The sequence below is a fragment of the Bacillus cereus group sp. BfR-BA-01524 genome, assembly GCF_022662595.1.
In the GTDB taxonomy this organism is placed as follows: domain Bacteria; phylum Bacillota; class Bacilli; order Bacillales; family Bacillaceae_G; genus Bacillus_A; species Bacillus_A thuringiensis_S.
The window spans coordinates 1-19,120 of record NZ_JAKUDW010000007.1 but is presented as its reverse complement, the minus strand read 5'-3'; the positions used below and the strand labels follow the sequence as shown (position 1 = coordinate 19,120).

Genomic DNA, 19,120 nt, shown 5'->3' with positions numbered 1-19,120 from the left:
GAGAATAGTTAAGCTGTTCTCGTCACTTCCCTTTATGCCAATATAAGTCTGTTTTATATATGAAAGAAAATAACCGTTATTTTTCTTCTCTCTATTAGTCATGTTAATATAGAGAGAGGAAAGGAACGGTTTTTTTCTATGAGAAAAATCATTTCAAATTTGTATGGGGAGGTTTCTGATTTGGAAAAAAAGGTCGTATTAGTAGATGGTAATAATATCGCGTATCGTGCTTTCTTTGCACTACCGCTTTTAAATAACGACAAAGGTATACATACGAACGCAATTTACGGTTTTACAATGATGTTAATGAGAATATTAGAGGAAGAAAAACCGACGCATATGTTAGTAGCATTTGATGCGGGTAAAACGACATTCCGTCATAAAACGTATAGTGAGTATAAAGGAGGACGTCAAAAGACTCCACCTGAATTATCAGAGCAGTTCCCGTTTATTCGTGAGATGCTGGATGCATTCAACGTACCGCGTTATGAATTAGAAAATTATGAAGCGGATGATATTATGGGAACGCTAGCAAAAGAAGCGAGTGAACAAGGAGCAAGTGTAAAAGTTATTTCAGGAGATAAAGATTTACTTCAACTTGTTTCTGATAACACGCTTGTATGTATTCCGCGAAAAGGGATTACGGAAGTAGATGAATATACGAAAGAAGCTTTATTTGAAAAATATAGCTTATCACCAAAGCAAATTATCGATATGAAAGGTTTAATGGGAGACCAATCAGATAATATTCCGGGTGTACCAGGAGTTGGTGAAAAAACGGCGATTAAATTGTTAACACAGTTTGGAACGGTTGAAGAAGTGTATGAAAATCTAGATCAAGTAAGCGGGAAGAAATTAAAAGAAAAACTGGAAGAAAATAAAGAACAAGCTCTTATGAGTAAAGATCTTGCGACTATTATTACAGATGCACCGATTACAGTTCATGTGGATGATATGGCGTATAAAGGATATGAAGCAAGTGATGTGATTCCAATGTTCGAGAGTTTAGGATTTACATCTCTTTTAAATAAATTAGGCGTTACGCCAGAAGAAACAGCTCCAGCTGAATTAGATGATATTACATTTGATATTGTGGAAGAAGTTACAGAAGAAATGCTTCAGCAAGATAGTGCACTTATTGTTGAAGTGCAAGAAGATAATTATCATAAGGCGGACATTCAAGGATTTGGTATTCAAAATGAAAATGGTTGCTACTTTATTCAGAAGGATATTGCTCTTGCATCGGATGCTTTTAAAGCATGGCTTGCAAATGGAGAAATGAGAAAGCATACATTTGATGCGAAGCGAGCGATCGTTGCACTTAAATGGAATGGGATAGATATTCAAGGGATTGATTTTGATTTATTAATCGCTGCTTATTTACTTGATCCAGCCGATACGGATAAAGATTTCCGTACTGTAGCGAAAATGAAAGAAACACATGCTGTGAAATCTGATGAAGAAGTTTACGGAAAAGGTGCAAAACGAGCTGTTCCAGAGTTAGATGTAGTAGCGGAGCATGTAGCTCGTAAAGTGCATGTATTATATGATGTAAAGCAAACATTCGTTGAAGAGTTAGAGAAGAATGAGCAATATGAACTGTTTACAGAGTTAGAATTGCCACTTGCGCGTGTATTAGCTGATATGGAAGTAAAAGGTGTAAAAGTTGATACGGAGCGTCTTCGTAATATGGGAGAAGAACTTGCAGGTAGATTAAAGGAAATGGAACAGGAAATTTATAAGCTTGCGGGAACAGAATTTAATATTAATTCACCGAAGCAGCTTGGTGTAATTCTGTTTGAGAACTTAAACTTACCGGTTATTAAAAAGACGAAAACAGGTTATTCTACGTCAGCCGATGTATTAGAAAAGCTTATGGATCGCCATGAGATTATTCCAAACATTTTACATTATCGTCAATTAGGGAAACTAAATTCAACTTATATTGAAGGTTTACTGAAAGTTGTACATGAAGATTCATCTAAAATTCATACTCGCTTTAATCAAGTATTAACGCAAACAGGTCGATTAAGTTCAACGGATCCGAACTTGCAAAATATCCCGATTCGATTAGAAGAAGGAAGAAAGATTCGTCAGGCATTTGTTCCATCAGAAGAAGGTTGGATTATGTATGCGGCTGACTATTCACAAATCGAACTGCGTGTATTAGCTCATATTGCAAATGATAAAGGGTTAGTTGAAGCATTCCAGCATGACATGGATATTCATACGAAAACAGCTATGGATGTATTTGGAGTTGAAAAAGATGAAGTAACTTCAAATATGAGGCGACAAGCGAAAGCTGTTAACTTCGGAATTGTGTATGGTATTAGTGATTATGGTCTTTCACAAAACTTAGGGATTACAAGAAAAGCAGCAGCGGAATTTATTGAAAAGTATTTAGAAAGTTTCCCTGGTGTACAAGAATACATGGAGGACATCGTAAAAGATGCGAAACAAAAAGGATATGTGGCTACATTATTAAATCGTCGTCGTTATATTCCAGAAATTACGAGTCGTAATTTCAATTTACGTAGCTTCGCTGAGCGTACAGCGATGAATACACCAATTCAAGGTACTGCAGCAGATATTATTAAAAAAGCGATGATTATTATGGCAGATCGTTTAGAAGAAGAAGGATTACAAGCGCGTCTTCTTCTGCAAGTACACGATGAATTAATATTTGAAGCACCAAAAGAAGAAATTGAAAAATTAGAGAAGCTTGTACCTGAAGTAATGGAGCATGCAATTGAACTCGCAGTTCCGCTGAAAGTTGATTATTCTTACGGTCCAACTTGGTACGACGCAAAATAAGGAAGTGATGAAATGCCTGAATTACCAGAGGTTGAAAACGTCAGACGGACACTTGAAAATCTTGTAACAGGAAAAACGATTGAAGATGTCATTGTTACTTATCCAAAAATAGTGAAACGACCAGATGATGCAGAAATCTTTAAAGAAATGCTAAAAGGCGAGAAGATTGAAAATATAAAGCGAAGAGGAAAGTTTTTGCTTCTATATGTAACAAATTATGTTATTGTTTCACATTTGCGTATGGAAGGTAAGTTTTTACTACATCAAGAGGATGAGCCGATTGATAAACATACGCACGTCCGTTTCTTATTTACAGATGGAACTGAATTACATTATAAAGATGTAAGAAAGTTTGGTACGATGCATCTCTTTAAGAAAGGTGAAGAGATGAACCAAATGCCTCTTGCTGACTTAGGTCCGGAGCCGTTTGATGCTGAATTGACACCGCAGTATTTACAAGAAAGATTGAAAAAGACAAATCGTAAAATAAAAGTTGTGCTATTGGACCAGCGTCTTTTAGTAGGGCTTGGAAATATATATGTTGATGAAGTCTTATTCCGTTCTCGAATTCATCCGGAACGAGAAGCTTCGTCTTTAACAGTAGAAGAAATTGAGCGGATTTATGAGGCTACCGTTACAACGCTAGGCGAAGCAGTAAAACGTGGCGGAAGTACAATTCGGACGTATATCAACTCACAAGGGCAAATTGGTTCGTTCCAAGAACTCCTAAATGTATACGGAAAAAAAGGAGAACCGTGTGTAACTTGCGGTACGATATTAGAAAAAACAGTTGTTGGCGGAAGAGGAACGCATTACTGCCCAATTTGTCAGCCAAGAATATAGAAAAGAGATAACATCGGATAGGCATTTGTCATATACATACAGCAGAGCTATGTATAAGGGAGGAGCTTACCGATGTACCTTTATTTATCTCTTATTTTATTAGCTTTTACATTAAGCTTAGATAGCTGTAGTGTAGGGCTAACATATGGTTTAAGAAGCGTAAGAATTCCACTAAGATCAATTATAATTATCGGAATGTGTTCAGCGGCTGTTATGCTTGTTTCAATGGGAATTGGACATATGATCGCGAAAGTATTTTCACCTGTTATCGCAACGCGTATCGGTGGGCTTGTTCTTATTGGAATAGGGATTTGGGTATTATATCAATTTTTTCGAAGTGAGAAAAAAGAAGAACCAAAGCAAGAGGAGAAGGTCTGGAAATTAGAGATTGCCTCGCTAGGGCTAGTGATTCAAATTTTACGGAAACCGACTGTTGCAGATTTTGATAAATCAGGCACCATTTCTGCAGGAGAAGCATTACTTCTTGGTATAGCTCTTTCTATAGATTCATTTGGTGCCGGAATTGGTGCATCTTTATTGGGGTATGCACCCGCTATGATGGCGATATTAGTTGCAGTTATGAGTTCTTTGTTTTTATTTATTGGAATGAAACTTGGAACGGTTTTATCAAATATGAAGTGGTTACAAAAATTTACATTCCTGCCTGGAGTATTACTCATCATTATTGGAATTTGGAAAATGTAAGTATGGGCGTGGAACATTAGTTTCGCGCCTTTTATTATGAGGAGGATTATTATGACAGTAGTAATTGGATTAACGGGAGGCATTGCAAGCGGAAAAAGTACGGTATCAGAAATGTTTCGTGAACTGAGCATACCAGTTATTGATGCAGATATTATTGCAAGAGAAGTTGTAGAGCGAGGAAAACCAGCATATAACAAAATAGTAGAAGTGTTTGGAGCGGAAGTGTTACAACAAGATGGGGAACTGGATCGTCCAAAATTGGGAAGCATCGTTTTCTATAATGAAGAAAAACGATTGCAGTTAAATAAAATTGTGCATCCTGCAGTGCGTGAGGAAATGAATAGACAAAAGGGAATGTACATAAAAGAAGGTATGCAAGCGATTGTGTTAGATATTCCTCTCTTATTTGAAAGCAAATTAACAAGTCTCGTTGACCGCATTTTAGTTGTAGCAGTTACGCCTGATACGCAATTAGAACGTTTGATGAAACGAAATGGTTTTTCGGAAGAAGAAGCGACAGCTCGTATTCAATCTCAAATGCCGTTAGCAGAAAAAGTGAAAAATGCAGATGAAGTGATAAATAATGATGGCACAATTATGGGAACGAAAACACAATTGCAGGTAATTTTAAAGAAGTGGAACATTATTGACTAAAAAAATGTGAAATTAATGAAAATGCTTAGTGACATATCCCCTTTTTGTGTTATACTATTATTGGGATTGGAGATAAATAGTATAACGCATTCAAGGGGGATAACATATTATGACTCGTGTGGCAATTAATGGATTTGGACGTATTGGGAGAATGGTATTTCGTCAAGCAATAAAAGAAAGCGCATTCGAAATTGTAGCAATCAATGCAAGCTATCCATCTGAAACGTTAGCACACTTAATTAAATATGATACAGTTCATGGCAAGTTTGACGGAACAGTAGAAGCATTTGAAGATCACTTATTAGTTGATGGAAAAATGATTCGCCTTTTAAACAACCGCGATCCAAAGGAATTGCCTTGGACAGATTTAGGTGTTGAAGTTGTAATTGAAGCAACTGGTAAATTTAATTCGAAAGAAAAAGCAATTCTTCACGTTGAAGCTGGAGCGAAAAAAGTTATTTTAACAGCGCCTGGTAAAAATGAAGATGTAACAATTGTAGTTGGTGTGAACGAAGACCAATTAGATATTACAAAACATACTGTTATTTCAAATGCATCTTGTACAACAAACTGTTTAGCGCCTGTTGTTAAGGTGTTAGATGAGCAGTTCGGAATTGAAAACGGTTTAATGACGACAGTTCACGCTTATACAAATGACCAAAAAAATATTGATAACCCACATAAAGATTTAAGAAGAGCACGTGCTTGCGGACAATCAATTATTCCGACAACGACAGGTGCTGCGAAAGCGCTAGCAAAAGTTCTTCCGCATTTAAACGGAAAACTTCATGGTATGGCACTTCGTGTACCAACGCCAAACGTGTCTCTTGTTGACTTAGTAGTAGACGTAAAACGTGATGTAACAGTTGAAGCTATTAACGATGCATTCAAAACTGTTGCAAACGGTGCGTTAAAAGGTATTGTAGAATTCAGCGAAGAGCCTTTAGTATCTATCGACTTTAATACAAATACACACTCAGCTATTATTGATGGTTTATCTACAATGGTAATGGGTGATCGTAAAGTGAAAGTACTTGCTTGGTATGATAACGAGTGGGGCTACTCTCGTCGTGTTGTAGATCTTGTAACGTTAGTTGTTGAAGAGTTAGCGAAACAAGAAAATGTGCAACACATTTAAGTGAATGAGGGAGAGGGCAAGGCAATATTTGCCCTCTTTTTTTATTTTTTTCTGAAAAGGAAAAAAATTATATAAGTATATTTTAAAAAGTGGACATACCACGAAACGTTGTGATTACTGCATTTGTGAATCGTTTATTTTTTTTAGGGAAAAGTAAAGAGGAAAATATGACAGAAAATCGAAAAAACTGTTGTTGCAAAATGAAAATAAACAAAGTATACTAACACTCGTAAACTTAAGAGCTGAGGTACGTAGTCACTACTTAAAGGGTTAGGACCTCTCTGGACTAACTTTCCCCCGTGGTAGTGGAGCAAGCCAAATTGCAAATTAGTTTTCAATTCGAACAGTTAGAATAAATTTACAAGGGGGAACTGTAGAATGGATACTATGGATACGATGGGTCGTCACGTGATCGCTGAACTTTGGGATTGCGATTTCGACAAGCTTAATGACATGCCGTATATTGAACAATTATTTGTGGATGCAGCACTAAGAGCTGGTGCTGAAGTGCGTGAGGTTGCTTTCCATAAATTTGCACCACAAGGTGTAAGTGGAGTAGTAATTATCTCAGAATCACATTTAACAATTCATAGCTTTCCGGAGCACGGTTACGCAAGTATTGATGTTTATACTTGTGGGGATCGTATTGATCCAAATGTTGCTGCAGAATATATTGCAGAAGGTTTAAACGCGAAAACGCGTGAGAGCATCGAGCTTCCTCGAGGCACTGGTAGCTTCGAAATTAAGCAGAGAGAAACAAAAGCTCTTTAAAAAAGAACATAATTGATTTAAAATGTAAAGAGGTGTATAATGCACCTCTTTTTTAGTTTATAAAAAAGGGAAAATATAACGTACTTGTTAGTTGAATAAATTGGACTCTTGCAAATGAGGTAGTGCCCTATATACCATCTTATTTTTAAGTATGAGATGATAAAGTGATGCGCTGAAACTTAAAGTGGTAAGAGAGTTAGAATGAGTTATATAATATTGTATATATATTTTAGGTGAATTGAGTAGAGAAAAATAAAGAGTATAGTGTAAAGGAGTGAATGAATTGCGTTGTCCATCCTGTTCTCATAATGGTACAAGAGTGTTAGATTCGCGTCCGGTAGACGAGGGGCGCTCTATTCGAAGAAGAAGAGAGTGTGAAAGTTGTTTAAGTCGCTTTACGACCTTTGAAAGGGTAGAAGAGTCACCTCTTATCGTTGTTAAAAAAGAAGGCACAAGAGAAGAGTTTAATAAAGAAAAGATTTTACGCGGTTTAATTAAAGCGTGTGAAAAAAGACCAGTATCTTTAAGACAATTAGAAGAAGTAACACAAAGCGTGGAACGTGAACTGCGTAATTTAGGTATATCAGAAGTGAAAAGTGATATGATTGGTGAAATTGTTATGGAAGAACTTCGCGATATTGATGATGTTGCTTACGTACGCTTTGCTTCTGTATATCGTCAATTTAAAGATTTAAATGTATTTATTGAAGAATTAAAAGATATACTGCAAAAAGAAAGAGAGTAGAAGTTGTATTTTATTCTCTTTACATACCGTAAGTAATAGGATAAAAGAGCTAGAAGCGTAAGCTAATAGCTCTTTTTCACTAAGAATTTATATAATGAAGATAGAGCGAATGAAGTAGAGGATAGATTGGATGAGAGAAAGGAAAAGCAAGAATGGAAAAACAATCATGGATGGAGCTATTGCCGATTGATCGTTATAAAGTAAGTGCGAAAGGGCTACTGCATAATTACGACCGAAAAGTATTAACGATGTTGTATCAGCCGTTAATAGGTAGTAGAGCTTTTAGCTTATACATGACACTATGGGGGGAGCTAGAGCAAGATCGTGTATTTGGAAAAGAGAATACACATCATTCCCTTATGGTGACTATGCAAATGCAACTTCCTGAAATATATGAGGAACGAGTAAAGTTAGAGGCAATGGGGCTTTTGAAGGTATATATTAAGAAAGAAAAAGATATTCGAATGTTCATATATGAATTGCAACCACCTTTATCTCCGAAGCAATTTTTTGATGATATTGTTTTAAGTATCTTTTTATACAATCGATTGAGTCGGACAAAATATAATCAAGTAAAGCAATATTTCTTAGAAGAAGAATTTGATTTTGCTTCTTATGAAAATGTTACGCGCTCTTTCAATGATGTGTTTGGTTCGTTTAATCCAGGACAGCTTGAGCATGCGCAAGAAGACCTTCGTATTCCAAAAACGACAACTATGCCAAGTAACGAGAAGGGAGACGCTCCGAAAGTTTGGAATGATTTCTTTGATTTCTCTTTATTTGTAGATGGATTGTCCGCTCTTGTTCCTAAAAAGGCGATTACAGATCAAGTAAGAGACTGCGTTATAACACTTGCTTACGTGTATGGTGTAGATGTGTTATCGATGCAAAATATCGTTCTTGGTGCGGTGACAGAGATGCAAACCATTGATATGGAAAGGCTTAGAAAAGGAGCGCGCGATTGGTATCAATTTGAAAATGGTCAAGCATTACCGGTACTAAGTGAAAGAGTACAGCCTCATGCTGCACGTACGATGAAAGAGAAAGAGCCTTCATCACAAGAGGAGATGCTAATAAAACAGCTAGAGGAAATCTCGCCAAAACAACTATTGAAAGAGATTTCTGGTGGTGCAGAGGCAACGAAAGCGGACTTGCAAATCGTTGAAGATGTCATGATTAATCAAAAATTGACACCAGGAGTTGTGAATGTACTTATTTATTACGTTATGCTACGCTCAGATATGAAACTTGCGAAAACGTATGTCGAGAAGATTGCTGGGCATTGGGCACGTAAAAAGGTCGGCACAGTAGCGGACGCGATGGCGTTAGCGAAAGAAGAGAATCGTCAATATCAAGAGTGGGCTGAGACGAAGAAAAAAGGCCGTACGGCGAAGAAAACGGTACGAAAAGAAATGGTCCCAGATTGGCTTAAGGAAGAAGAGCCGAAAGAACAAGAGAAAGAAACAGCGAAGAAAGATGTAAGTGTAGAAAAAGATGCAAGTACGCTAGAAGATGAACGAAAACGATTAGAAGAAGTGTTAAAAAAATATAAGCGTGATTAATAGAAGAGAATGAACGCTCTTTGAGGTGAGAAAATGGAGCATATTCAAAATTCATTTACAAAATTAATGGAAAATGAAAACTTTAAAAATAGATATGAAGTATTAAAGGCAGAAGTAATGGCGCATCCGCGTGTGAAAGAATTTATAGACGAACATAAAGGTGAAGTAACGACTTCTATGATTGAGCGCAGTCTTGTGAAGTTATATGAATATATTGGACAAAGTGTAGGTTGCGTAGATTGTCCGGATTTGGGTGCATGTAAAAATATGCTGCAAGGGTATGAGCCAAAGCTTGTTATTCAAGGGAAAATGATTGATATTCAATACGATCGCTGCGTTAGAAAAGTAGCATATGACGAGAGAAAGAAATATGAAAAACTCGTTCAAAGTGTATATATGCCAACGGATATTTTACAGGCAACTATGGAAAACTTAGACCCTTCTGATTTAAATGCACGTATCGATGCGATTGGTGCAGCGAATGAATTTTTAAGTACATATGAACCAGGAAAAAAAGCACAAGGTTTATATTTGTACGGTAAATTTGGTGTAGGGAAAACGTACCTTTTAGGAGCAATTGCGAACGAGCTTGCTCGAAAGAAAATAAGTTCGATGCTCGTATACTTCCCGGAATTTTTACGTGAAATTAAAAGTTCGATTCAAGATAATTCGATTGGCGAAAAGATTGATGCGGTTAAACGCGTACAAGTTTTAATGTTAGATGATATCGGGGCAGAAGCGATGTCGAGCTTTGTGCGTGACGATGTGCTTGGTGCAATCTTGCAATTCCGTATGTTAGAAAACTTACCGACGTTCTTTACGTCTAATTTTGATTTTAAACAATTGGAACATCATTTAACGTATACACAACGTGGTGAGGCTGAAGAAATGAAGGCAGCACGTATTATGGAACGAATTAAATATTTAGCGAAACCAATTCCAATTGGTGGGAAAAACCGTCGTCATAAGTAAAAGAGCAAGCTGAGAAGCTTGCTCTTTTGTATTATAGTGATATTTTCTTTTCAAATATGAGATCGAAATATTCAGGTTGTCCAGAACTGCCAATCGTAGGGGCAACAATCTGTACGAACCTCCAGTCATCTCTAGCATGTTCTTGAATAATTTCTTGGTAGTCTTCAGCTAGTTTTGAGCGAGTGAGCCCCCAATGAAATTCGACTTTTACGAATTTATATTCAAACATTCAGATACCTCCCTTTAGTAATAAGTAAAGTATACAATAAAAAAATTCATAGTAGCTTGTATCATTTTTTTCTCCCTCCCTTAATATATATAAAATTAGCAAGCCATATTGAGTGGATTTTCTAACGATAGGAAATGTAATTCTACTAAGAGTGAACTTCACGCGGAAAGGACTCTTATAGGATTTGTAACGTATAGATACAGTCCTTTAGAGCAGGGATAAAAGGGGGGACAAAAGTGATTGAAATTTGCTTCGAAGAAAAAAATGATGCTATGCACGTATATAGACAATTGCTGAAAAGAGCGGAAGTATTATATAAGGAAACGAGTGTGTATTTACAGGAACAAAAAGTGGTGATTCACATACCAGTACGTGAATCGAATTATATTGAAAAGATCTTATTGCCGGTAATGGTGTATTTTATTGTGAATGTGAAACAAAATGAGTGGATTTATACGATCTTAAAAGAAAAGTTTTTTTATGAAGAACAAGAAGAGTGTCATCAAATATTGCACATGGCACATGAGATTTTAAAGGGAAGAAGAAAAGGGGTAGCTCAGGATTTAACGCGTAACGCATTTGAGTCATATATTAAGTCTTCTTTAAATAATTGGCTTTGTGATCCGCTCTCATTCTCGTTTTCATCATATATCCGTTTTCGTCTTCGTACATATAGGGAAATGGTGGCTAAACTTGCGGAAGTGGCAATTGATGAATATAAGATGGAGCAAGAATACCAAATGTTCATTGAGACGCTTCGGCAACAAGTAAGTAGCCGTAAATCACGCTTGTCCTGTGTGCATCTTATTTTTGATGAAAGCTTTATCTTTTATGATGATAAAGGTAGACGTTTAAAACAGGAGAAGTTGGTCCAATATATAGATGAGGAATTATTAAAACAAAATGATGTATATATTGATACGAAAGTAATTGCGCCGCTTCTTTCTATTTCGCCCAAAAAGATTTATTTATATACGAAAGAACAAGACCATAATATGATTATTACTTTGCGAAATGTGTTTCAAGAACGGGTCCAATTACATGGATTACACGATTTTGAGCGCAATGTGAAAAATTTAAAAAATAAAGGTAACGCCCTTGATTTTCTAAGTTTTTGAGCATATAATTACCTACATAAATGAAATATATCGAAATGTCATGATGAGGACATGAGTAGTTTTCTACGATTTTCAGAGAGGGAAGCCTTAGGGTGTGAGCTTCCTATTACGGGATTATTACTTACCACCTCTAAACTTTAGCAGTGAACGATTCTTTTAGTAATTGCTAACGGACAACACCGTTATGTTGAACTTGAGCAATTAACGATTATGTTAATTGGAACAAGGGTGGAACCACGAATTCAACACTCGTCCCTTTTTACGGGATGAGTGTTTTTTATTTTGAGAAAAAGAGGAGTGACCAGTGATGGCAGATGTAGTTAAAATTACTTTCCCTGATGGAGCTGTGAAGGAGTTTCCAAAAGGCGTAACAACTGAAGAAATCGCAGCTTCTATTAGCCCAGGCTTAAAGAAAAAAGCTGTGGCTGGAAAATTAAACGATGAGATGATTGATCTTGTTACACCAATCGAAGAAGATGGAGCAGTTTCTATTATTACATTAGATTCTGAAGATGGCTTATACATTTTACGCCATTCAACAGCCCACCTATTAGCACAAGCGTTAAAACGTTTATATAAAGATGTTAAGCTTGAACTTGGTATTGGTCCAGTAATCGAAAATGGCTTCTACTACGATATTGATATGGAAGAAGCAATTACAGTTGAAGACTTCAAGAAAATCGAAAAAGAAATGCAAAAAATCGTGAACGAGAACTTAGAAATCGTTCGTCACGAAGTACCACGTGCAGAAGCACTTCGTCGCTTTGAAGAAATTGGTGATGAGTTAAAATTAGATTTAATTAACGATCTTCCAGAGGATGCAGTTATTTCAATCTATGAGCAAGGCGAATTCTTCGACCTTTGCCGTGGTGTTCACCTTCCATCTACAGGGAAAATTAAAGTGTTTAAATTATTAAGCGTTGCAGGTGCTTACTGGCGCGGCGATAGCAATAATAAAATGTTACAACGTATTTACGGTACTGCATTCGTTAAGAAAGCAGAATTAGATGAGCACTTACGTATGCTTGAAGAAGCGAAAGAGCGCGATCACCGTAAATTAGGTAAAGAATTAAAACTATTTACTAATAGCCAAAAAGTAGGACAAGGTTTACCACTTTGGTTACCAAAGGGTGCAACAATTCGTCGTATTATCGAGCGTTACATCGTTGATAAAGAAGCAAGCTTAGGCTATGATCACGTATACACTCCAGTATTAGGAAGTAGAGAGTTATATGAAACTTCTGGTCACTGGAATCACTACCGTGATGGCATGTTCCCATCAATGGAAATGGATAATGAAGAATTAGTTCTTCGTCCAATGAACTGTCCTCACCATATGATGGTTTATAAAAATGATATTCACAGCTACCGTGAATTACCAATCCGTATTGCGGAACTTGGAACAATGCACCGTTATGAAATGTCAGGTGCGTTATCTGGATTACAACGTGTACGCGGAATGACTTTAAACGATGCGCACATTTTCGTTCGTCCAGATCAAATTAAAGAAGAGTTAAAACGTGTTGTAAACTTAACGCTAGAAGTGTACAAAGATTTCGGCTTAGAGAACTACTCATTCCGTCTATCTTATCGCGACCCAGCAGATACTAAAAAGTATTATGCGGATGATGAGATGTGGGAAAAAGCACAAGGTATGTTAAAAGAAGCTATGGATGAAATGGGTCTTGATTACTATGAAGCTGAAGGTGAAGCGGCATTCTACGGTCCAAAACTTGATGTTCAAGTCCGTACTGCTCTTGGAAAAGACGAAACACTTTCAACTGTACAATTAGACTTCTTACTTCCAGAACGCTTTGAATTAACTTATGTTGGCGAAGACGGTAAGCAACATCGTCCAGTTGTAATTCACCGTGGTGTTGTATCAACTATGGAACGCTTCGTAGCCTTCTTAATTGAAGAATACAAAGGTGCATTCCCAACTTGGTTAGCTCCAGTTCAAGTACAAGTAATTCCAGTTTCTCCGCAAGTACATTTAGACTATGCGAAGAAAGTACAAGACGAATTGCGTCGTGCGGGTATCCGTGTTGAATTAGACACTCGTGAAGAGAAGATTGGTTACAAAATCCGTGAAGCACAAATGCAAAAAATTCCGTACATGCTTGTAGTAGGTGACAATGAAGTCACTGAAAACGGCGTAAACGTACGTAAATATGGTGAACAAAAATCAGAAACAATCGCATTAGATGCTTTTGTTGACATGATTAAAGTAGAAGGAAAACGATAAGAAAAAGCCGCGGTATACCGCGGCTTTTTTATGTAATATACTTGAGGAGAATTAGAAAAAATAACCATGTAACACTTATCATAAAAAAGTATTGCAAGTATGTTAGTTGTTTGTTACAATATTTCTTGTTGTTAGTAAAATACATCGCGTCTTCTTGACAGACGTCATGTCCTATGATAAACTCATCAAGGATAATAGAATATTGTTTTGTGGAACAAGTAGAAGCACCCGCTTCTCACCTGATGGACGCATTCGCAGTTAGCAGGTAAATGTATTTCTTACTTAAGATTTTACAAGTGTGGGTGTCGTATGCCCGCACTTTTTTTGTCGGGTTCTATGACTACAAAATATGTTCTGAGAAAACCTTGGAGGTGGCTTACTATTAGCAAGGATATGATGATTAACGAGCAAATTCGTGCACGTGAAGTACGTTTAGTTGGCGCAAATGGCGATCAACTTGGAATCAAGTCTCGTAATGACGCTTTAGACTTAGCTGCAAATCTTAATCTTGATTTAGTATTAGTTGCTCCAAATGCGAAACCGCCAGTATGCCGCATTATGGACTACGGTAAATTCCGCTTTGAGCAACAGAAGAAAGAAAAAGAGCAGCGCAAAAATCAAAAAGTAATTAGCATGAAAGAAGTTCGTTTAAGTCCAACAATTGATGAACACGACTTTAACACAAAACTTCGTAATGCTATCAAGTTTTTAGAGAAAGGCGACAAGGTTAAAGCGTCAATTCGCTTTAAAGGACGTGCCATTACTCATAAAGAAATCGGTCAACGTGTTTTAGATCGCTTCTCAGAAGCTTGTGCTGAAGTTAGTACAGTTGAATCTAAGCCTAAAATGGAAGGACGCAGTATGTTCTTAGTTTTAGCACCGAAAAACGATAAGTAATAGATAGAGGAGGAAATACCTATGCCTAAACAAAAAACTCATCGCGGCGCTGCAAAGCGTTTCAAAAAGACTGGATCAGGTAAACTGAAACGTTCTCACGCATACACAAGCCATTTATTCGCTAACAAATCTACAAAAGCTAAACGTAAACTACGTAAAGCTGGTGTAGTAAGCGCTGGTGACTTCAAACGCATTCGTCAAATGCTTGACAACTTAAAATAAGTTCGGCTGATATATAGAACAATTAGGAGGTAATATTATGCCAAGAGTAAAAGGTGGTACAGTTACTCGTCAACGTCGTAAAAAAGTTATAAAATTAGCAAAAGGTTACTACGGTTCAAAAAATACATTATTCAAGGTTGCTAACCAACAGGTTATGAAATCTCTAATGTATGCATTCCGTGACCGTCGTCAAAAGAAACGTGACTTCCGTAAATTATGGATCACACGTATCAACGCAGCAGCTCGTATGAATGGTCTTTCTTACAGCCGCTTAATGCACGGTTTAAAAAATGCTGGCATCGAAGTTAACCGCAAGATGCTTGCTGACTTAGCTGTTCATGACGAAAAAGCTTTCGCTGAATTAGCAACAGTTGCAAAAAACAACATTAACTAATTAATTAGTTGAAACCTTAGAAGAATTTTCTTCTAAGGTTTTTTGTTTGTATTCAGAGAGAAGTTTGAAGTTCTAAAGACTAACGGATGTGTTGTTATCGATATGACAAAATCAATATAAAAACTATAGTGATATAGAAGAATATATATATGAAGTCAGGAGAATCCTCCTGGCTTTTTTTAATTATGCACGTTTGGAAAGAAGAGTATCTTTCCTAGCCGAAACGACACTGCTATAATGGAAAGATGATATGGAACTTTCATCAGATGAACAATTTAAGAGTGATGACTGAAACGTATTTGCAAATTAAGGACAAGCTATTTTATAAAGAGGTAGATAGCTGACTTATTCATAAGAACTGAAACATAATAATGAACTTTGAGATGAAACAACATTGTTGCGTAACATGCGATGTTGGAGGAGGACAATAGAATGGACTTACTACAACTATTTAAATTACAAAAAGAATTAGATGACCGTATTGCAAAAGAACATGACTTACAACCGAAAAAATTGTTAAAAGAAAAAATGTTAGCTCTTCTTGTAGAAATTGGAGAACTTGCAAATGAAACACGTTGTTTTAAATATTGGAGCAACAAACCAGCTTCGGAACGTGAAGTAATATTAGAAGAATACGTAGATGGTTTGCATTTTATTTTATCAATCGGAATTGATTTAGGTATTGATAAAAACTTCCTATTCTATAAATGTGCACAAACGAATAAAACACAAGTGGAAATTTTCTTAGACACATATGCGAAAGTAATTCGTTTTACAGATCAACCATCTATTACAAACTATATTGAATTATTTACGAGCTATCTTCGACTTGGACAAGCACTTGAATTTGAGCAAGAAGAGATTGAAAAAGCATATTTAGATAAAAATGAAGTTAATCATCAGCGTCAAACACAAGGATACTAATTTAATTTTTGAATATTTCAATTTAATTATTGTATAATGAATTGACTGAAGAAAAAGGAGGGTGTTGGCAATGACAAAATTAGACGCGACATTGACAATGCTAAAAGAATTAACGGATGCACGTGGTATTGCTGGTAATGAACGTGAGCCACGTGAAGTAATGAAGAAATATATTGAGCCGTTTGCGGACGAACTTTCTACTGATAATTTAGGAAGCTTAGTTGCGAAAAAAGTAGGGGAAGAAAACGGCCCAAAAATTATGGTTGCAGGTCATTTAGATGAAGTTGGCTTTATGATTACGCAAATTGATGACAAAGGTTTCCTTCGTTTCCAAACGGTTGGTGGCTGGTGGTCACAAGTTATGCTTGCACAGCGCGTGACGATTGTAACGCGTAAAGGAGATGTAACAGGTGTAATTGGTTCAAAACCACCGCACATTTTACCTCCAGAAGCACGTAAAAAGCCAGTTGAAATTAAAGACATGTTCATCGATATTGGTGCTTCTAGCCAAGAAGAAGCGATGGAGTGGGGCGTACGACCAGGAGATCAAGTTGTACCTTATTTTGAATTCCAAGTGATGAAGAATGAAAAAATGTTGCTCGCAAAAGCATGGGATAACCGAATCGGTTGTGCAATTGCAATTGACGTATTAAAACAATTAAAAGATGAAAAGCATCCAAACGTTGTATACGGCGTTGGAACTGTACAAGAAGAAGTTGGTCTTCGTGGCGCAAAAACATCTGCGAATTATATTAAACCAGATATCGCGTTCGCAGTAGATGTTGGTATCGCTGGAGATACACCGGGTGTAACGTCAAAAGAAGCGCAAAGTAAAATGGGCGATGGACCACAAATCATTTTATATGATGCTTCTGTTATTGGACATACAGGTTTACGTGATTTCGTAGTTGATGTTGCTGATGAATTACAAATCCCGTATCAATATGATTCAGTAGCCGGCGGGGGAACTGATGCGGGTGCGATTCACATTGCTGTAAACGGTATTCCTTCTATGGCAATTACAATTGCAACGCGCTATATCCATTCACATGCAGCAATGTTACACCGTGATGATTATGAAAATGCAGTAAAGTTAATTGTAGAAGTTATTAAACGTCTTGATAAGGATGCTGTACATAACATTACATTTAATTAATAGAAAAAGCGAAGGAGATTTTCCTTCGCTTTTTTTGTTTTAAAAAGGTCGCTCTAATCCCGCTGCAGTATGGGCGCCTAAAATAATTAAACGAGTTAATTGCATCGCCATAAAATGCGGGGTATATATCATTCCTCTTTTTAACCATGACATAATCATTCCGATGTGAGCCCCTGTCACATAACTAATCAAAATATCACGAGGAACCATAAGATCTTCGTCATCTGGTTGTGAAATAGACAAGCTTAATGTTAAATGCACTTGTATCGTTTTCATCATTTTATAAGAATAGTTTCCGGCAGCCTTATCCCCAAGCATAACGTTATAGAAGTTCACGTTTTCTGCGATATGTTCGAATAAAGCCAAAAATGTAGGATGAGGTGAATCGAATGTAAGTTGAAAATCTTCTTTATTTCTATTTTTCGGTTTAATTACTTCTGCTAGCTTCTCTAACATTTCTTCAATACTTTTGTCTAATAGGTCATATTTATCATGGTAATGGCTATAAAATGTAGCGCGATTTACAGGAGCGCGTTCTGCGATATGTTGCACAGTTACATTTTCAAAGCCTTTTTCGCCTACTAAAGCGACAAAAGCATCCTGAATGAGTTGTCTCGTTCGCTTTACACGTGGATCATTTGTATTTTTAATAGACATTTTACTTCTCCTCGTTTAATTTTCTATACTTAAACAACATATTGGTATTATATTGTTGTTTAAGCAACATTTCATACGTAAATTGTCGGTTGTAGATTCAAAATAATTATTTATAATTATAAACGATAGTCCTTCAGAAATCAGCACCGCTCGCAGGTAGATAAGTTTCGATTTACGCTGCAGATGGTGTGATTTTTTTGTTAAAAGGTTAATATAATTAACAATTAAACAATCTAAACAATAAGGACATAAATAGTTTAGAAAAAAATTATATGCGATATAAGGAGAGGAATGCAATGAATCAGTTTCGAAGAATGGTAATTATCAACATTATCACATTAATTGTACTAGTTGGCGGCGGTATTGGCGGTTATTACTATTACAACCAAACGGAAAATTACTTAAAAACAGACAATGCAAAGATTGATGGAAAGGTAATTCCGGTTGCTTCGCCAGTAGCAGGTAAACTAACTGACTGGAAAGCTGAAGTAGGAAAAAATTATAATGAGAACGATAAATTAGGTGCTGTTACTGTAGCGGCAGCTAATGGAGAACAAACAGTAGATGTAACAATTCCACAAAATGCAACGGTTGTACAATCAAACGCAACAACAAATGCTTTCGTTGGAGCTGGTAGCCCGATTGCTTACGCATTCGATATGAACAATTTATGGGTAACAGCAAACATTGAAGAAACAGTGATTGATGATGTTCAAAAAGGTCAAACAGTAGATGTATATGTAGATGCATACCCAGATACAACGTTAACAGGGAAAGTAGAACAAGTTGGATTAACAACAGCAAATACATTCTCAATGTTACCATCAAGTAATGCAACAGCGAACTATACGAAAGTAAAGCAAGTTGTACCAGTTAAAATTTCTTTAGATCATAGTAAATCAGTAAATATTGTTCCTGGAATGAATGTGTCAGTTCGTATTCATAAGTAAGGGGGAGATGAGATGTCCTCAATTACAATTGTAGGATATGCACTATTTTGTATAATCGTCTTCTTCCTTGTAAATCGTCTTTTACGAAAGAAAAAAACGAACGTGGGAGAAGAACAAGTCCCAG

General features: G+C 36.5%; 19 protein-coding genes and 2 other annotated features. Of the genes, 17 read left to right on the top strand and 2 right to left on the bottom strand.

Annotated features, from left to right (window positions below):
* Positions 1-180: 180 nt before the first annotated feature.
* From polA to dnaI, 9 genes are all read left to right on the top strand, one after another.
* Positions 181-2,814: a DNA polymerase I gene (polA, locus tag MR170_RS03635; protein WP_242307251.1), complete on the top strand. Its 2,634-nt coding sequence runs from the start codon at positions 181-183 to the stop codon at positions 2,812-2,814.
* Positions 2,815-2,826: 12 nt separating this feature from the next.
* Positions 2,827-3,657 carry a DNA-formamidopyrimidine glycosylase gene (gene mutM, locus MR170_RS03630; protein ID WP_016080104.1) on the top strand — a complete coding sequence of 277 codons (831 nt, stop codon included), beginning with the start codon at positions 2,827-2,829 and terminating at the stop codon, positions 3,655-3,657.
* A gap of 72 nt (positions 3,658-3,729) precedes the next feature.
* A complete protein-coding gene (ytaF, locus tag MR170_RS03625) occupies positions 3,730-4,362 on the top strand; it encodes a sporulation membrane protein YtaF (RefSeq protein ID WP_000281742.1) in 633 nt (210 codons plus the stop codon).
* A gap of 51 nt (positions 4,363-4,413) precedes the next feature.
* On the top strand, positions 4,414-5,016 hold the full coding sequence (gene coaE / locus MR170_RS03620; protein WP_242307247.1) for a dephospho-CoA kinase: 603 nt from the start codon (positions 4,414-4,416) through the stop codon (positions 5,014-5,016).
* A 109-nt stretch (positions 5,017-5,125) separates the two neighbouring features.
* Entirely contained in the window at positions 5,126-6,154 is a 1,029-nt protein-coding gene (locus MR170_RS03615) for a glyceraldehyde-3-phosphate dehydrogenase (protein WP_000198974.1), read from the top strand.
* Between the two features lie 387 nt (positions 6,155-6,541).
* Positions 6,542-6,925, top strand: a complete 384-nt coding sequence (speD, locus tag MR170_RS03610; protein ID WP_002003660.1) for an adenosylmethionine decarboxylase — start codon at positions 6,542-6,544, stop codon at positions 6,923-6,925.
* A gap of 283 nt (positions 6,926-7,208) precedes the next feature.
* Complete coding sequence (gene nrdR / locus MR170_RS03605) at positions 7,209-7,670, top strand: transcriptional regulator NrdR (RefSeq protein ID WP_001203687.1); 462 nt, start codon at positions 7,209-7,211, stop codon at positions 7,668-7,670.
* Positions 7,671-7,822: 152 nt separating this feature from the next.
* On the top strand, positions 7,823-9,232 hold the full coding sequence (locus tag MR170_RS03600; RefSeq protein WP_242307245.1) for a replication initiation and membrane attachment family protein: 1,410 nt from the start codon (positions 7,823-7,825) through the stop codon (positions 9,230-9,232).
* Positions 9,233-9,265: 33 nt separating this feature from the next.
* Positions 9,266-10,204 (top strand): primosomal protein DnaI, encoded by a 939-nt coding sequence (gene dnaI / locus MR170_RS03595; RefSeq protein WP_000400120.1) that lies wholly within the window; start codon positions 9,266-9,268, stop codon positions 10,202-10,204.
* Positions 10,205-10,235: 31 nt separating this feature from the next.
* On the opposite strand, the gene MR170_RS03590 is transcribed toward dnaI, so the two are convergent.
* Entirely contained in the window at positions 10,236-10,433 is a 198-nt protein-coding gene (locus MR170_RS03590) for a DUF4177 domain-containing protein (protein ID WP_000464454.1), read from the bottom strand.
* A gap of 236 nt (positions 10,434-10,669) precedes the next feature.
* On the opposite strand from MR170_RS03590, the gene ytxC reads away from it, so the two are divergent.
* The 7 genes from ytxC to MR170_RS03555 all read left to right on the top strand — a co-directional run bounded on the left by ytxC (position 10,670) and on the right by MR170_RS03555 (position 17,389).
* Entirely contained in the window at positions 10,670-11,551 is an 882-nt protein-coding gene (ytxC, locus tag MR170_RS03585) for a putative sporulation protein YtxC (RefSeq protein WP_000569629.1), read from the top strand.
* Between the two features lie 31 nt (positions 11,552-11,582).
* Positions 11,583-11,811, top strand: a binding site (T-box leader).
* 47 nt (positions 11,812-11,858) lie between these two features.
* Entirely contained in the window at positions 11,859-13,796 is a 1,938-nt protein-coding gene (gene thrS / locus MR170_RS03580) for a threonine--tRNA ligase (protein WP_000786077.1), read from the top strand.
* 210 nt (positions 13,797-14,006) lie between these two features.
* Positions 14,007-14,127 (top strand) — a sequence feature (ribosomal protein L20 leader region).
* A gap of 62 nt (positions 14,128-14,189) precedes the next feature.
* A complete protein-coding gene (gene infC, locus MR170_RS03575; RefSeq protein WP_000973215.1) occupies positions 14,190-14,693 on the top strand; it encodes a translation initiation factor IF-3 in 504 nt (167 codons plus the stop codon).
* 21 nt (positions 14,694-14,714) lie between these two features.
* On the top strand, positions 14,715-14,915 hold the full coding sequence (rpmI, locus tag MR170_RS03570) for a 50S ribosomal protein L35 (RefSeq protein ID WP_001125945.1): 201 nt from the start codon (positions 14,715-14,717) through the stop codon (positions 14,913-14,915).
* Positions 14,916-14,952: 37 nt separating this feature from the next.
* Positions 14,953-15,309, top strand: a complete 357-nt coding sequence (rplT, locus tag MR170_RS03565) for a 50S ribosomal protein L20 (RefSeq protein WP_001138362.1) — start codon at positions 14,953-14,955, stop codon at positions 15,307-15,309.
* 432 nt (positions 15,310-15,741) lie between these two features.
* Positions 15,742-16,233, top strand: coding sequence for a dUTP diphosphatase (locus MR170_RS03560; protein ID WP_000365050.1), 492 nt, complete (start codon positions 15,742-15,744; stop codon positions 16,231-16,233).
* Positions 16,234-16,303: 70 nt separating this feature from the next.
* The gene (locus MR170_RS03555) at positions 16,304-17,389 is read left to right on the top strand and encodes a M42 family metallopeptidase (protein ID WP_000163554.1); all 1,086 of its coding nucleotides are present in this window, start codon (positions 16,304-16,306) and stop codon (positions 17,387-17,389) included.
* A 39-nt stretch (positions 17,390-17,428) separates the two neighbouring features.
* Here the strand turns inward: MR170_RS03555 and MR170_RS03550 are convergent, their stop codons facing one another.
* A complete protein-coding gene (locus MR170_RS03550) occupies positions 17,429-18,046 on the bottom strand; it encodes a TetR/AcrR family transcriptional regulator (RefSeq protein WP_000023661.1) in 618 nt (205 codons plus the stop codon).
* A 296-nt stretch (positions 18,047-18,342) separates the two neighbouring features.
* Between MR170_RS03550 and MR170_RS03545 the strand changes: the two genes are divergently transcribed.
* Entirely contained in the window at positions 18,343-18,996 is a 654-nt protein-coding gene (locus MR170_RS03545; RefSeq protein ID WP_016080108.1) for an HlyD family secretion protein, read from the top strand.
* The last annotated feature ends 124 nt before the right edge of the window (positions 18,997-19,120 follow it).